The sequence below is a fragment of the Paenibacillus sp. PDC88 genome (genome assembly GCF_900106725.1).
Classification (GTDB): domain Bacteria; phylum Bacillota; class Bacilli; order Paenibacillales; family Paenibacillaceae; genus Paenibacillus; species Paenibacillus shunpengii.
Map to the genome: position 1 here is coordinate 986856 of NZ_FNNT01000001.1, position 21267 is coordinate 1008122.

The following is a 21267-nucleotide window of genomic DNA, read 5'->3' on the forward strand; positions in this document are numbered from 1 at the left end:
CAACCTTTAAAATACTTTTAAAGTACTTTTAAAGATGGACTCTATTTAAGCTTAGACAACTGAGCTTCGAGATCTGCTATCTTCTTTTCATATACAGGAAGATCGATTTCTGCTGTTTTAATTCGATCTTCGATCTCTTTTATTTGCAACTCGTAACCATCAATAATAGATTGATCATATCCAGATCCTTCAATCGCTATGAATTTTTTGGTTCCTTCTATTGTTACTTCTAGTCTATCTATAGTTTTCAAGGAACGGTCTTTATTAGCTATTACTTCTCTTGCTCGTTCAGCCGCTAAGTTAAGGTCCCTTATCTCAGTTATAAGCGCTTCTCGCTGGACATTAATTTTATCCATATTTACATTTGTCCCATCTGGTCCAGAAGAAAGAACAACTTCATTCTTATTCACTCTTACTACCTCCGCACCAAGGTTATTGGCGACTGTCCTCAAAGGAACATAGGTTGTCCCACTGATAACTCCACCTTCGCCAATGTTTTTTCCGTCTAATTTTACCTGAAGGACATTCCCTACAGAACTACCTAGCAATTTTGATGAGGCAGCCTGCAATTCAGGGGCGAAAGAAACCCCAATACCGATCAAAAATCCTATTGCAATTAACCCTACTCCACGCCATTTCTTCACTATTAACACCCCATTGTAATATATTGGGATGATTATACCACTTTTTGTCGAATAATGGGTTAACTATTCTGACTGTGTGAATGTTGTGGAGCTGCACGAAATGTAACTGTTCGTCCATCTGCAGTGAGTAACTCAGTCCCATCTTCAATCCCATGGTTGTGTGATCCAGACATGCTTGTCGAAGTCCCAGCGGTCGCTTTCCTGTCCAGTTCAACGCCTAAGCTTTGGTCACTATCACTAATGATTTTTGAGAAACTAGGAACGGATAAATAACCACTTCCTGCATCCAATAAAATGTCTCTACCTCCTGTTGCCCGCAGCGTTACCCCGCTTAACCCTTCAAGAGTTATATCACCGTATAACATGTGCATGTTACCTTTAATCTGACCATTTTGAATAAATCGAACTGCAGGAGATCCTCCAAACTCAGCTTCGATCTCAATGAAATTAAGGGCATCCCTATACGCCCCGAACAAATCATTATCAGAGCTCATCTCAGCTCGGGGGTACGCATTACGACGAGTCGCAATATAAGAGCCGTAGATCTCAACCGATTCGATCAGGCCGGCTATGATGTGTCCTAAGTTGGCTGAAATGGCAGACAGCTCATTTACTGTAATCTTATCTGCAGTAACTGCACCTGCCTGGATCTTCTCTGTAGTGATCGCTTCAGCGGCTATACTACGCGCTTCGATTCCTTCAGCTCGGATATTGTTTACATCCAATGTGCCATTGATCATAAAATCGATATCCATCAAGGCCCTGGCCACTTTACTAATGGCATCCTTAAGGTACACCTTTACTTCGTCCAAATCTTGAAACGTTGGCGGGTTTTTGAATGAGGGTGCTACCTCTTGAATACTCATGCGTTCCTCCTTAATAGAGCGGCAACTGCCGCACCTGACGTGTGATTTCATGAATTCTCACAAAGCCTGTGCCCTCAAGCTTAATTCGGACGGTGTTCTCCAGGGCGAACTTTCTTACTGGAATGATGATTCGCTTAGCCTGGATGGAAGATGAATTGATCGTTTCGACCAGATCCCAATCTTCGCCGGCCGCTTTACTGGATAAACTGATGTTCATGACACTACCTGCAGCCATTTCAGCAACAAGCCACATCTTCAGCCAACGTTGACGCTGCGCTATGGATTGATTCGTAAATGGTTTTGTGACAGCTTTCCAGGCTACCGGCTGTCCGTTATCTGTACTACCACTTAGTTTAAGGACCTGGCCAGCTGCAGTACCTATATAGAGTTCCTGACCAAAGGAAGCAAAGCATGTCGGCACAGGCGTAATCCAGCGGGACCATACTCCGATACGAGGATCGTTAACAAGTGTTTCCCCGCTCTGAGTAGCGAAATAAAATTTAAGCCCATCCGAACCGGCAGCGCTTTGCTCACTGACTCTCCGATAGAACTCCCTAACAACTTCGCTGGAGCTCTTGTCCGGGGTTGTAGCTGCAGCGTACTCATAAATCCCTGTCTTATGCATGAATCGCATGCTGCCTTCCTGGACAGCCACAGCCTTGTTATTGACTACACCTTCATCATCCGAGACTAACCGACTGTTGAAGTCGGACGGGATGCTTCCCATAAGTAGATGGATCGAGGATGGCATGCCGATCGTCAGCCTATATAAGCTGCCTGACAACATGTTGATGTCCTCACCGTGGGATGACTCTATCGTTTTTCGGTAGCTGTCCTGCTGGTTGCCGGCAAACGTGTTCCAGTTCTCGGGCTGATCGAGTGCAGAGGACCACAGCTCGTTTCCTACAGCGCACCACAAGCGATTCTGATAGGTGGTAATATGTTTGCCGTTCGAGGGCGCACCGCTCAATACAGACACGCTGGAGCCGTTATACTTCCTCATTGAATCGACCCCGTTGCAGCCAATCAGGTTCACACCGCCTAGGTTGCCGTCAAAATTCGTAAACGACCACTCTGCAGATGTGTTCAGACCGCTCACGAGGGTTGTCCAGCCTGAACCAGACCAGCGCCTCCATGTTCCATCATTAAATACCACATGGAGCTCACGACCTCTCCAGATGCCCATTCCCAGCACTCTTGACCCGAATGTTCCTATTACGGTATATCCTGGTCTTGTGGAGATTGCAGGGTAATCATCCGTCGTCAAATTCTCCATCTCTGTGAAGAAAGTATCATCGATGGAATAAGGGTCAAATGTATTCAGGCCTCTAAACTCCCGAATCGGCATCGGGGGCATGAGACCATCCAGCGGCTGATTCTGTGAGGCTTTAAGTTGGATCTGTCGCATTATGATCCACCTGCCTGATAATTCTGAGCAGCCACATTCCATGCGGCCTTATACTGGTTTTCATAATTAGCTGCTTTCACGGAATCGTCCTGGCTGTTGGCCAGCATCGATGAAAGTGCTGGAATGAAAGTCCAGTGATACTCCTCTGGTGCATCAGGTGAGACACTCAGCGATGACGAAACAAATGTAGTTGTGGCCACTCGGTGATATCTCAGAAAGCCAGTTAGCGAATCATATGGAGCAGGAAATAGAGATAACGTACGAGTCGTATCGTCAAAAGTATAGGCGTTCTGTGCCGGTGCAACCTCACCCCGATCCAAGCTCATATACGGGAACATCCCGATCATGACGAGATCGATATTTTTCTGTCTTACATCTGCCGGCAAAGCGTAATCGCTCTGCCCTGATATACACTCAAATCTCGTAATCTTAGGAATCTTGACCACGTTGAAGAAATCCTGATTCAAAGCGTTGAGCCAGATGATCTTGTCGGCAACTGCCATTTCATTCGGGACCAGTAGGTCTGCTTCTGAAATAATTTCATTTATGTTCACGGGATCAACTCCCTCTAATTTGTATATAAAAAACACGCTCCCGGATAGCGGTGCGTGTTACTGAATGTATTCTTTGTCTGTAATCAGCTTATATTGATCAGCAGTAATCATCTGAGCTACAACAAACGTCTTTAAGCTCTCATCATTGTAAGCTGGGTGACCATTGTCGAAGAATCTCTTTACTGTTGAATACCACATTATGCAGCACCTCCTTTCAGGGCTGCGACTTCAAGCAAAAGATTACCCATTGTTTCTTCTAATCCCATAATCGTTGCTTTATCTGCCGCACTTTCAATTAATAGGTTGCCCATCGCTTCATACAGTGCTGCATTTTCTGTCTTGAGGTCTAAAACTTCTTTTTCAACTGTCACAGCTTCCTGATAATCCAGGTAAAGCGTATTGTCTTCAAGGTTAATCATAAGGTTGGCATTGATATTGAGGGGCAGCATCTCGACTACAGGTATTGCAGATTCTGTGAAAACACCATTAGGAACATATTGCTCAGGGTATGGGTTGTGTATGACGTTTGATACTACCCCGGAAGAAGATCCGGTTACTTCTTTGTATATAACGTATTTCTTAGTCATGAGTGACCTCCTTTTTATACATAGATCAGGGTACCAACCATACAAGCGGCCGTTAACCCATACTGACCAGTTGCCGCTGAGTATATCCTGAAACACACCGTCATTGGACTTGACGAATTGAAGTTGCTCGGGATATTTCTATCTCTGTGGTCGGTGTAGATTTTCTTATTAAGTATGTCTACTGCAATTGTAGATATAGGAACGTTAGACGTGTTAGACGTATTACCTAGTACAGCATATACACCGTTACTGTCTCGTAACACAGGCTCAATGTATACTGGTGAATACCCTGTAGAATAGTAGGTAGTTGTGTTACTAGTGGACGTAAAGTAGATCAATGAACACCCAGCTGGAACAGTTGCTATGGTCTCTACGAAGTCAAAGGGTCCAACTGGTGTAATGATCGCCGAACCAGACTGTCTCCTATAGTTTAGAGCCTGTTGCCCTGGTACGGTTTGTTTTAATGTCCCTGTAACTCCGCCAATATTGACCCCTGATTTAATGTTAGCTGCAACTAGATTTGCGAATACGGCCTTAATAACACCAGACCCGTTATGATAGCCAGCTGGGATGGTATATGATCCGTTTTGAGTTGTTATATTTTGTGATACTGCTCCTCGGTTTGCCATTGAGCCAGTTACTTTCGATCCGTTGGCATAAGCGGTCTTTCCTGACAACATATCTCCTGCGATTGCTGTGGCGTCTGCAGTATATGTTCCCGCAACCCCACCGACATTTTCCCCTGCTGCAATATTAGCAGCCAATAAGTTTGTTACAGCTGAGACTATCCCACTTCCATTATGGTATCCAGCTGGAATGGTAACGGATGAAGCTCCAGGTGTTAATGTCATGGTTCCCCTGTTTGTCATCGTACCTGTAATGCTGCTACTGTTTTGATTACTGAAAGTTGCTCCAGCCAATACTTGAGCAGCTGTTGCAGTGCCTGTCGCCTTGATAACAGCAGCTATTTTACTAATCAATTCGTCCCATGCCTCGTTTGTGGATGCCGCTACACCAATGGAGTTGAGCGCGGCAACCACATTTGCTTTTTGCTCAACTCCAAGCTGCTTTGCCGCTATCGCTTCATCATAGGCGGTTTTAACTGCTTTAGGTGTAGCGGCAGCTTCTTCATTATCTTGGTCTATGGAGCTTGAAAGCTGGACGATCCCCTTCCCAGTTAACGAGGCGTCATTGATAGGAGGAATTGCTGCAATCTGCTCATTTACGTACTCCTCAAGCTCCAAAAAGCGAGCTGGCACATCTATTCGCACGAATTGTGCGTCAGCTCCGCTCATAAGGCCTGAATCTCCGCCTGGTTCAGCGTCTGGAATAATGTCTGTTCCGCCAGTTATGTGAGACGATGCATGTGGACCAGGAGTAGCGTCCCCAGTAGCCGTTACTGTCAATCGTTTACTGCTCGGATCTGTTGTTACGGTGATTCCTGTACCACCTGTAATCTGCAGCGTATCAGTTTTAGACGTTGCAGAAACATTGTTTACAGAGGAAAATGCATTCTGGTTAACTTCTGCGGCTGCTTCGATCCCGTCAAGTTTCGTCTTATTCTCGGAGGTCATAAGACCTTTTGTGGTTGCTGTAGCTTCAGTTGATTCTGCTTTATTGTCCCATGTTGTCTTCTCTACATCTGAAACAAATCGGTTGCCTGGATCCTGTGCGATGATAGATGGCGGATGTGAAGTTGGGTGGATGTAATTATTCGCCTCAGGCTCAATTCCGTTTAATTTGGCTTTATCTGCAGCTGACATAAGTCCCTTCACGGATTCTGTAGCCTCAGATGACTCCGCCTTCCCATTCCATTTCGTTTTTTCTGCGTCAGAAACAAACCGATTATTCTGATCTTGTGCGATGATGGACGGGGGGTGTGTTGCTGGATGCACATATTTATTAGCTTCAGCTTCTATCCCATTCAGCTTCGCCTTATCTGAGGCTGACATAAATCCCGGAGCTGTCGGCGTTGCACTCGAGTGCGTATGGTCTCCTGCCGCTTTACTGTTCCAGTTGGCTTTATCTGCAGTAGTCACGTGAACATCTGTATTATTGATATGGTCAACAAATTGATCGACTTGCTGATCCGTATACGCATTAGCCCCAGCAAGAGCGTCATCGGCTTTTTTCTGTGCGCCAGCAGGCGTCTCCCACTGAGGAGGCTGTCCGCCGGAAATATCGGTACTGGTATCTCTCCAAGGATATCTACTCATGGGCTACCACCTCTCATCTACGGAATACCGTTCATAGCCATTCGAGATAGCTTGATACTCCACGTAAAGTTGTTCGTATTTATTGTTGTACTCTTCAGCGTCATCACCCTTCGTGATTTCTCGCAGAACGCCATACACCAGAAGCATGTCATAATCCGGATCAAAGCCGGTATCCTTGTCCATGTCCTGCAGGCGCAAAGGGTATAGCACTGGCGCATGGAACACTTTGATCCCATAGGGAACCGTCTCCTGCGGTGTAGGCACAATACCAATCTGACCTGCTTGGAAATAATGATAGGGCTTGATCGAAGCGTTATGAAATTGTCTAAGCGGCAACCTCACATATTCATCGTCACAAAGCATCGTCACCTCAGTCACCGCACTCGGCGGGCAAGGTAGCGTGTACGACCTCTGATCTTTCACCAAATCAATAGCCGTACAAACGGTCTCTGACTGTTGCTGAGCTGAACCAGCTTTACGTAGAAGCCTGTCTCGTACCTGGGTGATCTTCCGAAGAATCGATGCTGGCGACAGCGTGTGTGGCGACTTCTCGATGATCTCTTCTACTACGTCACTTACTTTCATCTGACTTCACCCTTTCCTGCTTCTGACTTACGGGTTTCTTCGGTGCAGCCGGTGACTGCAGCAATTGCGCCAGCAGCTCATTCGTGCGGCGCTGTTCAGCGTGTATCGCGTTTAGCGCCTGGAGCTCGTCTCGAAACATAATACACCTCCATCAAAACAGAAAAAGAGGGGCCGAAGCTCCCTCTTAATCCTGCACCTTATGGCCATAAATAAAGGAGTAATTGGTAAAACCATAACCCCAACGTCCAATGGCCTTATATTTTGTAGCCTCTGTATCGAAGTCCGTCATTGTACCGTTTTCGACCTTACGGCGATTCTGCCAAATATTAAATTCTTTCAGTCGAGCCGAATCTGCAGCGAACCAGTTTTTCCGCTTAGACGGATGAATGAACGGATTGACGATAACCTTGATGTTACCCATGTACATATTGGCATCAAAGTTGTTGCTTCCAGGTTCGTACTTCGGCAGATCCGCGTCAGGCAACCCTGCAATCTTAAACGCTTCACGTGCGTTGTAAGGTGCAACGATCAGTGTATCCGGAATAACAGCCATTAGGTTACCCTTATCATCTACCCACTCCTGCATGGCTACGGCGGTTTCATCCCAAGAATCAATGTTCAGCGGCTTATTACCAAGGTTAGACTGCACATCCTCATCATCAGTCGGGCTGTACGGGTGATCTGCTGCACAGAGTGGTTTGCCATCAGGTCCCACATACTTCTCTTGTCTTCCTACCCAGTTAGAGCCCAGGGCGTCAAAAGCGTTGTTCAGGAACTCAACAGCTTGAAGCTGCTGCGTTTTATATACCGCATCTGCAAGCGACGTAATCCGGCGTTGAATCTCTGTCAGTTTCAAATCATCAATGAAATCACGCTCAATAATTCGTCCTTGGGAGAACTTGCGGTTCTTGATAATTTTCTGCCAGAGCTCGTCGATATCCTCATAGTACACCTGGTTGTTCGAACGGCCCCATTCTTCCATCAGACCTTCCCCACCGATCCCGTTATAGGATTCCATCGCTTTCGTGGAATTCGTGACGTTGTACAATAGCGGAATAAAGTCTTTTTTATTTTTCATAGCGAGTGAATAGAGCTCTTTAAAAATAGGCTCCAGTACTCGCGGATCCCATCTGAGTGCAGTTTGCATTGGTTATTCCCCTCTTTCTTTAATTAGGACAACTGACGATTCTTTACTTTGAACCGAGCTGTCATCTTATTCGTGTTAATATCAAATACGGACAACGGACCATCTAATACGGTAGCTGCATCTGCAGATAAGCCGTCATCCGCCAAAGCCACTGCATTTACTCCAGAAACGAACTCAACTGCTGCTACTCCGCTATAAGGTCCGTCATACCAATCTCCCTCACGAGCCAAGATAAACTCTGTGGGCTTATCTGTCCCTGCCTCGACATTAACCGTCAGGAAACCGGCAACGGCGTCTGTTGGTCCAGCCTTAGTGACCCGACCGGCTACGATTTTAATCGCCTCACCTGCAGAACCTGCTTCGTTGTCTGTCATCAAAAGCGTGGTGATCCGTGTTGGATCTTTACCATAATCGTTATATACGTACTTAAATCCCTGTGCCATATCGCACATACCTCCTATTCGAAATTCTTAGCGTATTTTTGGGCTGCCTTTGGATCAAGTCCAAACATGGCAAAAGCAGAACGTAACTCTTCCGGCGCTTGCGGATCCAGATTCCCTGCAGGGTTGATCTCCACCTGAGAACGTTTATTCAGCCGCTGCTGCCTAATAAAGGTTTGTTCAGCCTGCTTCTTCGTCTGGGCTGCCAAGGCTTCCCGATGAACAAGCTCGTAGGCGTCAATCGGATCATATCCTCGCTGGATACGATTATGCATATCCTGCGTCAACCATGGAGCAGCTGTCCCGTCGTCCGACACTTCATTTGCTAAATCCGGGTATTTCCGGAATAAAGCTTCCCAACCCTCAACCAGTTTTTGCTGCTCAGCCTCTGCTTGACGAGTAGAATGATCTTTTTCTGACTGGTCTACCAGTGTGCGAGCTTGCTGTAGAAGCGGGTGTTGCTCTAGGTACTGGTCCAACACTTCAGGATCAATCCCCGCGTTTTGGGCTTCTTCACGTAAACTCTGTTGAAGCAAATCGAACTGATCCTTCTGCCTTTTTACAGCCGCCTGTTCAATTTGATCCAAATTAGCAATCAAGTCGGCATGATCCTTGTATCCTTGCTGGCGTGCAAGGCGATTCAAAGCTTCCTCGTATTGCTGATTACGACCTTTGATCTTGTCGTAGTTCATACCCTTCTCGACAAAATCCTTGACCTGTTCATCCGGTACGAGCGTATCCTGACCGTTGTACTTGACCTGTAGACCCTTGACCTCTGGATCGTTATCTGGATCTATGGCAGGATCCTGATCCGAGTTCGGATCCTCGTTCAGATCGTCTTCATCTTCTTTTCCTTCGGATCCATCCGGGTTTTCATCCTCCGGATACTCAATACCAAAAGCGCTGTAATACTCGCGTACTTCCTCTTCACTAACCTGTTGACCGTGAGCCTCTTCGCTATGGCTGGCGTTTACGTTACTCATGTCGTTTATCCTCCTTAACCGCTATGGCTGGCGGCAATATAAATAGGCCAAAGGACTATCACCCTTGGCCTGGTCGTTGCGGCTGCATCAGCTGACTAGCAACTTTTGCCGCATCTAAATTCATCTTCTGTTGTTTCAATCCTTGCTCAAACTCACGGTCTCGTTGATCTCGCTGAGCCTGCTCACCGCCAAACTGTTCAAGCTGTTGCTGCATTGCTTGGTTCTGCTGGGTCAATTGCTGCACCTGCATTTGAGCTTCCTGTGCTTGCTGCTGTGCCTGAGCCATCTGCTGTTGAACACCTGCACCTTCTTCAATCCGACGTTTAATAACGTCCATCGGCTCCATACGTCCGGTCTGAATAACGAAGCGTACCGCCTCCGCATCGACCAAAGGCAACTGAGTAACTGGGTCGACAAGGTTCATCAAGTTGAATACGAGCTGCAGCCAGTACTCTCTATCCTGAGGCTTGTCCACGCTGATGTTAACCAAAATATCGAACTCAGGGACATACTCCTCTTCCACCGGATAGATCTCAGGCTGCTCTTCTCCGGTCTCTGGGTCCACTAGCATATTCCCGGTCTGGAATTCACTTTCGACCCGTGAGACGATGGAATTACGGCTCATGGATACGTTTCGTCCGGTCACCCGGGCGATTCGCTCCGTCGTATAGAACTGCGCCATCAACTCAATATACTGAGCGAACACCTCTTCCAGCGCCTCCTGGATTAGATCAGATGCTGTATTAAGCCGAGTCCCAGCTGCAGCCATCAAAGCTTTCGCCTGTTCTCCACTTGTCACTGTACTGCTCGCTTGGCCGTTAGAGCTGTCAAACTGGCCGGGGATCTTCTGAAGCATCGTATCGTAATACTGCAGACCGTTAAACACGGTAGATGGCACATTGACACCTTGCAGTTCCTTCACGGCATTGAGACGTCCTGGAGCAACCGGGAGCATAGCTCCTGGCAGACCACGTTGTTCCTGCCATGTCCGAGGCTTAGTAATCGCCCCTTCCTCGTAAGCAATAGCTGACCCGCCCATCTTGGCGGACGTTTCAATGGCAATTTCAGCGTACTTATTTTTCATGATCTGCGGCTTTATCATATCCCGAGCAAAGCCTTTGCCCCATGCCGAGCCCTCTTCTGGATACAATGTACGCGCCGTAAATGGATATTGGCCATGATCGTACACATAGGATTTATGTTCCAGCATGACACCCGAAGTAGATACGTAGATACAATGCACACCGTCCATCTGCCCTTTTGCCTTCGCCGCATATTCAGACGGATCTGCACCGCGACTTAGGGCGTCCTCCGCCAAGTCGTTGAACAATTCCTTATCATCAGACGTCATCATCTTGGGCAGGCCTCGATACCAGTACTCGATCAGTCCAGAGGTCTTGTCGGTCGTATGGTTCTGGCCATCTGCAGGTTCATTGAAAACATCAATATCTCCAGAACCCTGATCCGGCTGAACCTTTGCCCCTTGACTTGGCCATCGTTTACGGAAGTATTCCAGCGGTTTCCGAGTATGCAGAATGATGGCGGACATCTGCTGCAGGTAAATAAAATCATGTACACGCGGGTCCGGGAAGAATGTCGCCAAATCCACGGGCAGGATATCATTTCGACCGGTATAACGATTCTGGCCACGACCACCCTCGACCGTTGGATCAAAAACAGTCTTGTAGATAAGAGGTCCATGAATGACCATCCGTCTCACGGCTCTCATATGCTTTTGTTTGAATTTGATCTTCCGTAGCTCATAGGGCATGTAATCGTTAAGATCACGTGCTTTAGGCTCGTCATCGGGCTCAGGAGCCGTGAAATCGGGGTAAGGCATCCATCCGGCCAGCTTACCTACGATAGACTCAAGCTGACTGAACACTATGTTATCTACGGCATCAGGTCGACGCTTCGATGCTGCTTCTGTCCGTAATCCATGCCAGTGATCACCCATGTAAAAACGCTGTTCCTTACGCCAGTGTTCCTCTACCGGTTGCCGAGCTGCTTTGAATATCTGATAATCCTCGTTCACCATATCCCAGATGCGCTGCTGTTCTGAAGTATTGGGATTCGTCGAATCAGTAACTTCCTCACCGCCAAAGATGCCTTTGACCTTATCTAGGAGCTTCATTTGCCATCACCTTCAATCGGATCATCGTACCAACTTAACCGGTCAGGCGGGTTATCCTCCGGCGGTCGTTCATTGTAGGCCTTTGTCGCCACATACTCCGCATGACTTCTTGCAGCTAACCGATCTAACAGGTCACAGATTTGCCTATCTTGATCCCGCATCCGAAGAAACAAGAAAGCGACGACGATGATACTTAAAAACCCAAATACAATTTCCATTTTTTCGCCTCCTGACTGCATAAACGATGTATATATTAACATGTGGTAATACCTGTGAAATCTTATAACCATGCGGGTTGTAGAGCTAATGCATAATTAATGTATATTGTTTTTGAGCTATAACGTAAACAAACCCTTATGTATCAAGGGTTTGGGTGATCAGACATATTCACAAAATCTTGTATTTTGAACACATGTACTGCATAAATAGTGAATATTGAATTACCAAAAACCTTCGACCTCTGGTAGGTCGTCATCTTCATCATCCTGGTGACCTGCAGGTATAGATTCTGGATTGGCTCCCCATGCGCTCTCACCTTTGCCTGGCGTTGGCTGACTCATGACCCAATAACGAAGCGCATCCGGAATATGGTCCAGCGAATGAGCTGCGACGTCCTCGACCTTCTTTTCATCGTGCATCATGGCAGGGATGGCCTCGATGGCCTTTATGCAAGTGCTGAAGATCTTCAGCTTAGCTGTCGTGTAACTCTGTCCGGTGACATGATCAATGACCTTCTCAACTTTCAGCCATTCACGCAGCCGCTTCCACCCATTGACCCGCTCTTTCTTCGCCTGGATCAGAGGCACATCCTTCTGAGCAAATATCTCTGCAGGTGTGATGTTCTCCGTCTTCGCCTTATTCCAGAATGACGTATCGGCCACGTTGTACTCATACCGCTCTCGTACCGGACTATTAAGACGCGTCACTGCGACCTGCTCACTGGTTAGGAGCTTGGTCTGGGCTAGCTCACGGTACAAGTAGCCTGTCCCATCAGGAGCCAGTGCGATCCAGAGACACACAAACGGATCCGTGTACCCTTCGTCCAGGGCTCGGTACTTCTTCCAATCTCGCGGGATATCAAAGGGCTCAACCACATGTACCGCACGACTGAATTCACTGAAATACTGACCTGCGAATACGTCCCAATCCCCTTCAAGCAGCTGCTTACGTTCGATGTCTGGAAGCGCCAATAGACGCGCCAAATAGCCCGGATCCGATTGGACCAGAGCTTGATTGTCATGAACATTCGCCGGAATGAATATACGACTGCGGATGATAGGCTGACCTGCCTGAGGTGTACCTTCTGGCCAGAACAAAGTATTCCCTTCGTCATCTGTCTCAGTGACTTGCTGTATTGTCTCCGCTGGACCGATAGAGACAAAACGCTTCTTAACCCAGGTATGTCCTACGCCCCCCGGGTTCGTAGTGCTCTTTACCGATCGCGGATAGGGCTTACTACCGCGTAGCCGGGACAGCATATACAAGTACCATTTCTCCTCAAACTGCGTTAGCTCTTCCCAACGGATGACGTCGTATTCGGCTCCTTGATAGTTCGTATAGTTGGCATCATTGTCCCAATAAGCTAACTCTATGATGGACCCATTTACGAACACCCATTCATGCTTGGATTTGTTGTACTTACCCAGCTCCTTTGGATACACCTGCAGTGTTCGAGAAATGATAGACCGCTGCAGATCCGGATACGTACGTCGGAAGATGATCTGTCTACTGCCTGGATACTGCATGGCGTATTTCAAAGCATCCCAGATCGTGGCCTCAGACTTACCCCCACCAGCTGCACCGCCGTATAGGATCTCGTCAGCTTCAGTCTGGTGATACACCTGCTGTCTCGGCTGCGGCTTATACGGGATGATAACCTTACTCATCTTTGGTCATCCCCCCATCAAATATGACCTGCAGCGATCCCGCGACATCAGCATTAACCTCTTTCTTATCACGCCAAGTATCAGGACGACGATTCTTGAGCCAGAATATCTGAGCCGTTACGTCAGGCTGAACCTCTTTAGTTACCCGTTTACTTTCCACCATGACCGTCTTGTACTGTCCAGTTTCTTCGTCAAGCTCTTTAGCAGCTTCATGAGTTACCTCATCATACCGGTACCCAACAGCTCGCTTAAACAGGGCATTCTCGACCTCGATGTCGGCTACTTCCTGTCCCTTTTTTAAGGCCTCCGATAATTCCGGAAACTTATTCTTATAATCCGAAAAGGAGGACATTGCCACGCCTAAGCGCCGGGCAACATCCTCCTGTGTCATTCCATCACGCGTCCAAGCTTCGATCTGCAGGAGCTTGGGTTCAACGTGCGTATGATATTTACTTTTCCGCCCTCCTGCCATATCGGTTACCTCGCTCTCGCTAGAATTAAACTAGATATGTTCTCATGCCTCGTCGCATGACATGTATTGCATAATACCTCGCCATTCTCGTCAACTATCCGCAACTCCGGATACTCAGCCCACTCAGCAATGTGATGTACTTCAAGATTCTTAGTCGCTCCACAATCTACGCACTGATAATTACAACGCTCAAGAACCCCTTTTCGCCAGGCTCGAACAAGTTTATCTTCTCGTTCTATCACCGGTCCTAAGAGTTCTTTCGGAATAAATTCTCTCCATCCTGGGATTAAGTAATCTAATATGGATGCGCTAGCCATCTTTCTGATTATTGATGATTTTGGATCTGTAACGATCGTGACGGCAAAGAGACACATTAATTTATGATGCTCATTAAGATCAACAGGCCGCCTAAGTCGGCCAACCATTCCTAAATGACGCGCCAACAGTTTTAAGGCTTTAAGCTTCTCAGTCTGATCTCTACTACCCGCCGTCAATGCCATCGTGATCAGCTCCTTTATGTATTTATGCAAAAGAAAAAAGCATCCCGAAGGATGCTTTGGACTCAATCTTCTTGCACAGCTTTGTAGACGGCTCGGTACAAATTAGCAACGGCTTCATCACTCAAATATTGTTCCAAGGCCTGAGCCTTATTACTACCTTGTGAAAGTACCTCACCTCTTGCTTTTACCACCGCCTGAACAATGCCTGCGGTAACTTCACTATTACTCATACAAACACCTCCTTTCCCTTGTCACATTTCGACAAATAGGAAGGATTCCCCTCTTTTGGTGTCGAAAGAACTAAGACGAAAGGAGGTGCATATATGCTAGATCGGTTATATAACGAAATCGGAAAACCCCTGTTGGTAAAATTCTTGTCTGCGTTTATCGGCATCGGGCTCTTTTATTTGCTAATCCAAGCTGCGTCAAATTAAGTCGCTTATGCGGCTTTTTTCGATTTCGAATCATGTTAGGGTCTAAACAGTATGGGTACCCTCAACACAACGCGCTTCTCTGTCAGCGGTTCGCTTACGCAGCCACATCAGCGACTCTTCCAGTTTGGTAATCGCTACAGCATTCTCTCGACAGCGGAAATCACTGTTCTGGAATCCATTCAGCCTAGCAATAACCATTGCAATCAGATCCTCGTTCATAACGCCGTTAATGCCTGCTTCTTTAATGGGGCCGTCTTGGAAGTTCACTTCTGCAAGCACATCGCCCTCAACTGATCGCACCTCAAAGTGATGTGGTGCATTGAAGCTATAGTCCCTCTCATGATAAACCTCAGTGTATTTACTTGTTGCAAGACCGTTAACCAGCTTTACTTCGTCCATAAAATCGACCTCCTAAACTTTAATTTCAAACGCAAAAAAGAGCCCTCCGCAATGGAGAGCCCTGTTATAGACAGACTTATGGTAGGTAGTTTGTACGGCACGACGTACGTCAGTACGTACGACAAGATCACAAAAATTCTTTTGAAATCTTGCTTTTGGCTCGATCAACGTACTGCTGAACGGACCTCTTTGATAAATCTAGTTTATGCGAAATCTCTTGTAGCGTCAATCCCTGAGCCATATGAAGTAAAAAACAAGTTCGTTCTCGATCACTCAAGGCTAACAGAGCATCAACCAGCCTCAGCCGTTCAGCATCTGTGATCTCCTGGCCAGAAAGCTTGATATAAATCTCACGTTGCCGGTATACGTCCGTGACCTCCGCTCCTCGGCGGCTCCCTGGTCGTCTGCCGCGTTTTAACCAGGTCAGGGCATATCTCATATCGGACAACATTCCCGACACCGTATCAGCCTCCTCAGCAGCCTCAGGATCGTTCAGATCTAGTTTGCTCCGGTACTTCTCCAAAACATATGTCTCTGCAGCATACTGACTAATCAGGGTCTCAATCCATGTTGCCTTTGTATTAATCATATCAGCTCATCCTTTCAATCCGGGCCTTCAATGCTTCCAGCAACTTATCCTGGGTGGCTGCCTTCCCCTCGAGGGCTTTCATGACATCCTCATCAGCTCCACCCTGTACAACCAAGTGGTGCAAGATGACCTTCTGCTTCTGACCTTGCCTGTGTAGACGGCCATTTGCTTGTTGGTACAGCTCCAGGCTCCAGTTAAGCCCGAACCACACGACGTGGTTTCCTCCGTCCTGCAGGTTAAGCCCATAGGCTGCACTGGCTGGATGGGCAAGCAGAATATCTATTTTGCCGGCATTCCAATCCAGTTGATCCTGGGGTGTCTTCAGCTCACGGATCCGTAGTTTTGTTTTCTCAAGTGCCTTTTTTAGTCGAATGAGGTCATGCTGAAAGCTGTAAAACACTAAAGCAGGTTTTCCCTTCAGCTGCTCGACCAACTCCATGAAAGCCTCAATCTTGTTGTCATGAATCTCAAAGACGTGCCGATCCTCGTCATACATGGCTCCATTGCACATCTGTAATAACTTATTAGACAAAGCCGCTGCACTGGTCGCTGTAATCTCTGTACCTTCTACCTCCAGAAGCAATTCCTTCTCCATCTGGTCGTATTGCTTCTGGGCCTTGCTATCCAGCACCACCGGAATTACATTCGTCACGCAGTCTGGAAGCTCAAGGTAATCTTCTGCCTTCATGCTCACGCATAGATCTGCAATCTTACGCTGTATCACGTCATCTGCACCAGGTTTTGCCATATAGCCATGACCGTTATAGTTTCGATCGAAATACTTCTCACGGTAATGGGTAATCCGTTTTTCTAGTCGCTGGCCCTGATCCAGCAGGAAGATTTGAGCCCATAAATCAAGTAGTCCGTTCGGTGCCGGCGTTCCCGTCAGACCTACAATGCGCTTGATGTGAGGCCGAACCCACGTCAGCACTTTGAAGCGCTGAGCCTGATGATTCTTGAAGCTGGAGAGCTCGTCCAGCACAACCATATCGAACGGCCAAGCATTCCGGTAATGCTCCACAAGCCAGGCTACATTCTCACGATTGATCACCCAAACGTCACCAGGCGTGTTCAGGGCCTTAATCCGCTGCTGCTTTGTACCAAGTACCGTTATGATCCGTAAATGCTTCAAGTGATCCCACTTGGCCGCCTCGTTCCCCCATGTAGCCTCTGCGACTTTCTTCGGCGCTACAACAAGACAGCGCCGAACGGCGAACCGGTTATACTTCAAGTCGTTTACCGCTGTGAGTGTGATGACCGTCTTGCCCAGGCCCAAATCTAGCAAAAGGCCAATTGCCTCATCGGTCAGAAGCCGATTGATACAGTACCTCTGGTAATCATGGGGTACAAATCGATTCCGTACACTCAAAGCTTCTGTAGCCATTCGTCTACACTCTCCTTGCTGTCTAATACATGTACTTTATGATCTAAACCTTGGATCCTTTTATGCTGCATAAGCTGCAGCTTAGTTGGTTTTTTTCCTGGGGCTTTCAGTTCCACAAACAGGGTTCGTCCTCCCGGGAGTAGAACCAAGCGGTCAGGTACTCCTGAGTTACCCGGAGATACAAATTTATAGGCAATGCCGCCAAGGTCTTTCACCTTCTGCCGCAAATAGGCTTCGATTTTGTTCTCTCTCACCGCTACTCCTCCTCTGGCCATTTGATCCCCTGTTTACTTCCCTCGTGAAGTTCCATAACCAAATTGAGTTCAAACTTCAACCTAGAGATCGATCGAACGTCCAATTTGCGGTATACAATTCTTAGCCCCTTTTTCCGCCAGACGTACAGGTGAAAAGGTCCGTTCTTTCTATGACCGCCGCTAATCTCGATATCATACTCGCCCAAGTCTTTGTAAAGGCAATCCTCTTGGTCGATACGCTTAATTTGGAACCCTTGTCCAATCTGATTTAAATTGTGCTGTAAATTCTTATTCATTGCCTGATTACCTCCCTGAAACTTTCTCATGTACGTATATATGACGTATCGCGTATAGGCGGATTAGGCGGGTTATTATTCCCCTAATCTCTATAATCTCTATAATTCTATTATTATTTATATATATAGTTTACATAGTTTACACATATAAAAAGCCTGATACACCAAGGGTTTTCCGGTTTTGGTTTGTATACCATGTAAACCTTCCAGTAAATGTTAATGGTTTACATGGTATACATGGTTTACGTCCTCTTGAACCCTCTTTGCGTTCCGTAATCGGCCCCTGGCCTGATCGATGTGGTGCGCTCCCAGCCGTCCAATTTAGCTAATATGGCAGCTATCCGGTTAGAGTCCGCCTTGGAAGCCGTTCTCCTTTCCTGTAGACACTCCCTCCATACTTCAGCTGCACACACACGGTCGCGAGGTACAAGTTTTCCATCATACTGCATACCGCCGCCCCAAAAAATCAGACGTTTCTCTAAATTCCAAGACAACCAGTCCTCGGGAACTGGACGTTCCAAAAACTCCTCAATAATTCCTTCTAACGGGTCCCGCACCATGTGTTCCTGCCGGCGGATCTCTGCCTCTTCTTCCATTTCTTTAGACAAGTACAAAGGCTCTCCTGTTCGCCAGCGCATAACGGCCTCCGCCCATATCTGGTCAATTTCTGAATCTGTTAGATCGCTGAATACTGACTTGGTTGCATAGTCCGGCCGGGCGTCTACGGGCCAAAAACGCCGGTTGCCTGTCGGATCGTGGAGGTATTCATGGTCATTGGTTGTACCGAAGAAAATTGATCGCCGCACTTGATTTTTGACATTTCGTCCGTAGGCTTCTCGATATTGATCGTCTACTTTGGATAAAAACTGTTTAATTCGATTAACGTCTACACGGTTAAATGCCTGTAATTCAGCGATCTCCACGATCCATTTCCCTTGGATTAACTCCTCCGCCTCTTTCCCCTCAAAGGTCTTGAGACTATCCGAAAACCACTCTTTACCCAGCCGGCGGAAGAGGGTACTTTTACCGATACCCTCTGTGCCGCATACAACGGTCATATAGTCGAATTTGACCTGTTCGGCCATTGCACGGGCAACGGCAGCCACTAAAGCTTTACGGGTTATCGTCCGGATAAACGGATGATCCTCAGCGCCCAAATAATCAACGTACAGGCTATCCAAGCGTGGGATCCCGTCCCATTCTAAAGACATCAAATACTCTTCAACGGGATTCATGGCGTTTTGCTCGGAACAATAGACCAACGCACTTCGAATCGCCCCTTCCGTCCGATAGCCCAAGACGCGTTCAATGTATAAAAATAGCCCATGTTCATCTGCATCAGACCAGCTGAAAGTCTGATCGTTTTTATTTCTTGGCGGCCATGGTAGCGGGCCCTTGGCCATCAGTCGATCGGTAAATGTGTCACGGTAAATCTTCTCTCGAATCGCCGGATCATGCGTTAGAACAACAAGTACGTTATGCGCTGTCTTCGCTGGGCGACCTGTAGTTGGACTCAGCTCCAATTTCTGAAGCCAGTCCATATTCTCACGGTCTGTTGGCGAATGTTGATTAAAAACATTCACAGCCTTTTCATACCGCTCTTGCGTCATGATTGCCGCAACGCCGGCATCCTGTAGCGAGAAGCTCACCATCGCTGAATAAGACGGAAGTTTGTTCGTCGGAGTACCTGGCTTTGCCTCGTCGTCCTGATCACCGAATTTGTGCAGGCGAACCAGATCAAAGGCATTCACCAGACGACCGCCGCACGGATCCGTAGCATGGTGACTAAAGAGGAATTGTCCATCATCGTATATGATTGCTCCACCTGTAGTGGATCCGCCGATGTAAGTTAGACGACCGCTCCCATCATCGACAGGCGTATAGATCCCGGGCAGAAACGTTTCAATGGCTGCCGGCACATCGTACACCTTACAGAAAGCACCGACCATGCCCTGCTTCTCAGTTGGATCTCCTTGCTTCGCGGCCATGCGAACGTGCGTCTGATTCGATCCAGGCACTTGTGGCCATGAAGATACATTGCGCCAGTCCGCATACATGGCCAAGAGACCATCTGCAGATAAAAACGGCTTATCACCAAAGGTGAACACGTACTGACTGTCTGCGCTGCAGCTGGGCCAATACATGAGCCTGGATCCTTGGAAAGTGGTCGGATCACAAAACCCTATACCTATAATATCCCCCAACTTCCGTGCGATTGGCTCATATTCATCTGCTGTGGCTGTCCGGTCGAGTGGAGTAACTACCCGAAGACGGGGTTTATCCTCTGAGTGCTTCCGTGTACTATACACGGCGTAGCCGCAACCTAAGGCATCCAGACGGCGAAGAATGTCCTCCGTCCCGCCTGCAGGGATATTATCAAGGTCAAGCGTAACCAGGTCACGACCGATGACCGCATTGGCTTTCCGGCGACCGCCTGACAGACTGCCACCGACAAAGCCACCTACGTCCTTCAGATCATCCTGTTTGCTCTTTGGCAGCTGCATGTATTCCGCCAGCGTCTCCGTCCCTCTGACGGCTGTCCGCAGGCGCTCCACAATTTCCGACCAGTAAGCCGTTTGTGTCTGCCAGTTGGTGCTATGCCTGGTCCCGGCGCTTGATATCATTAGTTGTCTGTCAAATTGCATGACGCCTTGCCTCCTGGTTTAATCAGTATCTTTTATAAATCTCCTAGCAAATCTCAGTTGTTGTTCTATATACGGATCCGTTTCTTGGCCACCTGAAGCCAACCAGTCACCAATTCTTTGATTAACATCCTTTAAAACTACAAGTGGTAACTGGTCTGATATCTTAACGAGCTCCTGAAGTGGATTTAATTCCATTCTTCTTACCTCGCTTTCCGAATATTTGAGCCGCCCAATCTCCTTCACGCTCACGTAATCTCTGGGCACCAAATCGTCCCCTCTGCTGAGGCGTCCAGATTGGTTCAGTTGCTGCACGTTCATACTCCCAGCCACCGGAACGCACACGGTACTGAAAGGTTGCATAGGGGATACCATTCCTTTCAGCCATACGAAGATATTTTTCCGGGTATACTCGAGATCGATCTCTAGCTCTAGCTGCTAACACTCTCTTCTGCTCAAGCGTTTGAAGCGGCTCAGTTGTAGCTCTCTCCATTGACCACCCGATTTTTACTCTGGACATAAAGGCGTCGTAAGAGATTCCGTTCTTTTCAGCTATCGCCGCCCAATGTTTCCGGTTCGTAATCTGACGCGGCGGTGTGGTCATAGCCCGTTCTTTCGTCCATCCTTGTTGACGTATTCGCCGGTCTAGCATAACGGGCCTTATTCCGAGCTTGGCCGCTTCAGCATATTCATCCGGGGTAACGTAGTAATAGTGCCCCATTTGTTCTGACGCCTCCTTGGCGGCGGATCCGGAAGAATCATATAAACCTCTCCGATCACCTTGCCGCTATCATCAGTAATAATGTCCCAAGGAATATCATCGAATAACGGATCATACTGCTCGATA

The 21267-nt window shown here is 47.6% G+C and carries 26 protein-coding genes; all 26 read right to left on the bottom strand.

The window, feature by feature from the left end:
* Positions 1-41: 41 nt before the first annotated feature.
* The gene (locus BLW49_RS04635) at positions 42-644 is read right to left on the bottom strand and encodes a hypothetical protein (protein ID WP_090723378.1); all 603 of its coding nucleotides are present in this window, start codon (positions 642-644) and stop codon (positions 42-44) included.
* Between the two features lie 59 nt (positions 645-703).
* Entirely contained in the window at positions 704-1510 is an 807-nt protein-coding gene (locus BLW49_RS04640) for a hypothetical protein (RefSeq protein WP_090723380.1), read from the bottom strand.
* A gap of 10 nt (positions 1511-1520) precedes the next feature.
* Positions 1521-2918, bottom strand: a complete 1398-nt coding sequence (locus BLW49_RS04645; RefSeq protein ID WP_090723381.1) for a hypothetical protein — start codon at positions 2916-2918, stop codon at positions 1521-1523.
* Complete coding sequence (locus BLW49_RS04650; RefSeq protein ID WP_090723383.1) at positions 2918-3472, bottom strand: phage adaptor protein; 555 nt, start codon at positions 3470-3472, stop codon at positions 2918-2920. The genes BLW49_RS04645 and BLW49_RS04650 overlap by 1 nt, the downstream gene beginning before the upstream one ends.
* Before the next feature lie 57 nt (positions 3473-3529).
* Positions 3530-3670 carry an XkdX family protein gene (locus tag BLW49_RS04655; RefSeq protein ID WP_090723384.1) on the bottom strand — a complete coding sequence of 47 codons (141 nt, stop codon included), beginning with the start codon at positions 3668-3670 and terminating at the stop codon, positions 3530-3532.
* Positions 3670-4059 carry a hypothetical protein gene (locus tag BLW49_RS04660; RefSeq protein WP_090723386.1) on the bottom strand — a complete coding sequence of 130 codons (390 nt, stop codon included), beginning with the start codon at positions 4057-4059 and terminating at the stop codon, positions 3670-3672. The genes BLW49_RS04655 and BLW49_RS04660 overlap by 1 nt, the downstream gene beginning before the upstream one ends.
* 14 nt (positions 4060-4073) lie before the next feature.
* Complete coding sequence (locus tag BLW49_RS29080; RefSeq protein ID WP_090723387.1) at positions 4074-6275, bottom strand: tail fiber protein; 2202 nt, start codon at positions 6273-6275, stop codon at positions 4074-4076.
* 3 nt (positions 6276-6278) lie between these two features.
* Entirely contained in the window at positions 6279-6644 is a 366-nt protein-coding gene (locus BLW49_RS29085; RefSeq protein WP_256209571.1) for a hypothetical protein, read from the bottom strand.
* A 202-nt stretch (positions 6645-6846) separates the two neighbouring features.
* Positions 6847-6999, bottom strand: coding sequence for a hypothetical protein (locus BLW49_RS28705; protein ID WP_177178642.1), 153 nt, complete (start codon positions 6997-6999; stop codon positions 6847-6849).
* 45 nt (positions 7000-7044) lie between these two features.
* Complete coding sequence (locus tag BLW49_RS04675; protein WP_090723391.1) at positions 7045-8007, bottom strand: phage head protein; 963 nt, start codon at positions 8005-8007, stop codon at positions 7045-7047.
* Positions 8008-8030: 23 nt separating this feature from the next.
* Positions 8031-8450, bottom strand: a complete 420-nt coding sequence (locus tag BLW49_RS04680; RefSeq protein ID WP_090723393.1) for a hypothetical protein — start codon at positions 8448-8450, stop codon at positions 8031-8033.
* Positions 8451-8464: 14 nt separating this feature from the next.
* Positions 8465-9430: a hypothetical protein gene (locus BLW49_RS04685; RefSeq protein ID WP_090723394.1), complete on the bottom strand. Its 966-nt coding sequence runs from the start codon at positions 9428-9430 to the stop codon at positions 8465-8467.
* 58 nt (positions 9431-9488) lie between these two features.
* Positions 9489-11564, bottom strand: coding sequence for a portal protein (locus tag BLW49_RS04690; protein WP_090723396.1), 2076 nt, complete (start codon positions 11562-11564; stop codon positions 9489-9491).
* On the bottom strand, positions 11561-11782 hold the full coding sequence (locus tag BLW49_RS04695; RefSeq protein ID WP_090723397.1) for a hypothetical protein: 222 nt from the start codon (positions 11780-11782) through the stop codon (positions 11561-11563). Before BLW49_RS04695 ends, BLW49_RS04690 begins: the two co-directional genes overlap by 4 nt.
* Before the next feature lie 222 nt (positions 11783-12004).
* On the bottom strand, positions 12005-13450 hold the full coding sequence (locus tag BLW49_RS04700) for a terminase large subunit domain-containing protein (protein WP_090723400.1): 1446 nt from the start codon (positions 13448-13450) through the stop codon (positions 12005-12007).
* A complete protein-coding gene (locus tag BLW49_RS04705) occupies positions 13443-13922 on the bottom strand; it encodes a transposase (RefSeq protein WP_090723402.1) in 480 nt (159 codons plus the stop codon). Before BLW49_RS04705 ends, BLW49_RS04700 begins: the two co-directional genes overlap by 8 nt.
* 5 nt (positions 13923-13927) lie before the next feature.
* Positions 13928-14422: an HNH endonuclease gene (locus BLW49_RS04710; RefSeq protein ID WP_090723404.1), complete on the bottom strand. Its 495-nt coding sequence runs from the start codon at positions 14420-14422 to the stop codon at positions 13928-13930.
* 62 nt (positions 14423-14484) lie between these two features.
* Positions 14485-14652 (bottom strand): hypothetical protein, encoded by a 168-nt coding sequence (locus tag BLW49_RS28710; protein ID WP_177178643.1) that lies wholly within the window; start codon positions 14650-14652, stop codon positions 14485-14487.
* Between the two features lie 246 nt (positions 14653-14898).
* A complete protein-coding gene (locus BLW49_RS04715; protein WP_090723407.1) occupies positions 14899-15255 on the bottom strand; it encodes an Acb2/Tad1 domain-containing protein in 357 nt (118 codons plus the stop codon).
* Between the two features lie 127 nt (positions 15256-15382).
* The gene (locus tag BLW49_RS04720; protein ID WP_090723409.1) at positions 15383-15844 is read right to left on the bottom strand and encodes a sigma-70 family RNA polymerase sigma factor; all 462 of its coding nucleotides are present in this window, start codon (positions 15842-15844) and stop codon (positions 15383-15385) included.
* A gap of 1 nt (position 15845) precedes the next feature.
* Positions 15846-17228, bottom strand: coding sequence for a DEAD/DEAH box helicase (locus BLW49_RS04725; protein ID WP_090723410.1), 1383 nt, complete (start codon positions 17226-17228; stop codon positions 15846-15848).
* Complete coding sequence (locus BLW49_RS04730) at positions 17210-17482, bottom strand: PDDEXK family nuclease (protein ID WP_090723412.1); 273 nt, start codon at positions 17480-17482, stop codon at positions 17210-17212. The genes BLW49_RS04725 and BLW49_RS04730 overlap by 19 nt, the downstream gene beginning before the upstream one ends.
* A gap of 2 nt (positions 17483-17484) precedes the next feature.
* Positions 17485-17778, bottom strand: coding sequence for a hypothetical protein (locus BLW49_RS04735; protein ID WP_090723414.1), 294 nt, complete (start codon positions 17776-17778; stop codon positions 17485-17487).
* A 242-nt stretch (positions 17779-18020) separates the two neighbouring features.
* Entirely contained in the window at positions 18021-20423 is a 2403-nt protein-coding gene (locus BLW49_RS04740) for a virulence-associated E family protein (RefSeq protein WP_090723415.1), read from the bottom strand.
* Positions 20424-20441: 18 nt separating this feature from the next.
* Complete coding sequence (locus BLW49_RS29455) at positions 20442-20618, bottom strand: DUF6877 family protein (RefSeq protein WP_371264519.1); 177 nt, start codon at positions 20616-20618, stop codon at positions 20442-20444.
* Positions 20587-21141, bottom strand: a complete 555-nt coding sequence (locus BLW49_RS04745; RefSeq protein WP_090723417.1) for a hypothetical protein — start codon at positions 21139-21141, stop codon at positions 20587-20589. Before BLW49_RS04745 ends, BLW49_RS29455 begins: the two co-directional genes overlap by 32 nt.
* Positions 21142-21267 lie beyond the last annotated feature (126 nt).

Bases quoted from the DNA above. Each gene is read 5' to 3' on its own strand.
- BLW49_RS04715 (WP_090723407.1), bottom strand. From the start codon at position 15,255: ATGGACGAAGTAAAGCTGGTTAACGGTCTTGCAACAAGTAAATACACT.
- BLW49_RS04720 (WP_090723409.1), bottom strand. From the start codon at position 15,844: ATGATTAATACAAAGGCAACATGGATTGAGACCCTGATTAGTCAGTAT.
- BLW49_RS04740 (WP_090723415.1), bottom strand. From the start codon at position 20,423: ATGCAATTTGACAGACAACTAATGATATCAAGCGCCGGGACCAGGCAT.
- BLW49_RS04745 (WP_090723417.1), bottom strand. From the start codon at position 21,141: ATGGGGCACTATTACTACGTTACCCCGGATGAATATGCTGAAGCGGCC.
- BLW49_RS04680 (WP_090723393.1), bottom strand. From the start codon at position 8,450: ATGGCACAGGGATTTAAGTACGTATATAACGATTATGGTAAAGATCCA.
- BLW49_RS04660 (WP_090723386.1), bottom strand. From the start codon at position 4,059: ATGACTAAGAAATACGTTATATACAAAGAAGTAACCGGATCTTCTTCC.
- BLW49_RS04700 (WP_090723400.1), bottom strand. From the start codon at position 13,450: ATGAGTAAGGTTATCATCCCGTATAAGCCGCAGCCGAGACAGCAGGTG.
- BLW49_RS04640 (WP_090723380.1), bottom strand. From the start codon at position 1,510: ATGAGTATTCAAGAGGTAGCACCCTCATTCAAAAACCCGCCAACGTTT.
- BLW49_RS04685 (WP_090723394.1), bottom strand. From the start codon at position 9,430: ATGAGTAACGTAAACGCCAGCCATAGCGAAGAGGCTCACGGTCAACAG.
- BLW49_RS04655 (WP_090723384.1), bottom strand. From the start codon at position 3,670: ATGTGGTATTCAACAGTAAAGAGATTCTTCGACAATGGTCACCCAGCT.
- BLW49_RS04645 (WP_090723381.1), bottom strand. From the start codon at position 2,918: ATGCGACAGATCCAACTTAAAGCCTCACAGAATCAGCCGCTGGATGGT.
- BLW49_RS04735 (WP_090723414.1), bottom strand. From the start codon at position 17,778: ATGAATAAGAATTTACAGCACAATTTAAATCAGATTGGACAAGGGTTC.
- BLW49_RS29455 (WP_371264519.1), bottom strand. From the start codon at position 20,618: ATGGAATTAAATCCACTTCAGGAGCTCGTTAAGATATCAGACCAGTTA.
- BLW49_RS29080 (WP_090723387.1), bottom strand. From the start codon at position 6,275: ATGAGTAGATATCCTTGGAGAGATACCAGTACCGATATTTCCGGCGGA.
- BLW49_RS28710 (WP_177178643.1), bottom strand. From the start codon at position 14,652: ATGAGTAATAGTGAAGTTACCGCAGGCATTGTTCAGGCGGTGGTAAAA.
- BLW49_RS04725 (WP_090723410.1), bottom strand. From the start codon at position 17,228: ATGGCTACAGAAGCTTTGAGTGTACGGAATCGATTTGTACCCCATGAT.
- BLW49_RS28705 (WP_177178642.1), bottom strand. From the start codon at position 6,999: ATGTTTCGAGACGAGCTCCAGGCGCTAAACGCGATACACGCTGAACAG.
- BLW49_RS04695 (WP_090723397.1), bottom strand. From the start codon at position 11,782: ATGGAAATTGTATTTGGGTTTTTAAGTATCATCGTCGTCGCTTTCTTG.
- BLW49_RS04675 (WP_090723391.1), bottom strand. From the start codon at position 8,007: ATGCAAACTGCACTCAGATGGGATCCGCGAGTACTGGAGCCTATTTTT.
- BLW49_RS04710 (WP_090723404.1), bottom strand. From the start codon at position 14,422: ATGGCATTGACGGCGGGTAGTAGAGATCAGACTGAGAAGCTTAAAGCC.
- BLW49_RS04690 (WP_090723396.1), bottom strand. From the start codon at position 11,564: ATGAAGCTCCTAGATAAGGTCAAAGGCATCTTTGGCGGTGAGGAAGTT.
- BLW49_RS04705 (WP_090723402.1), bottom strand. From the start codon at position 13,922: ATGGCAGGAGGGCGGAAAAGTAAATATCATACGCACGTTGAACCCAAG.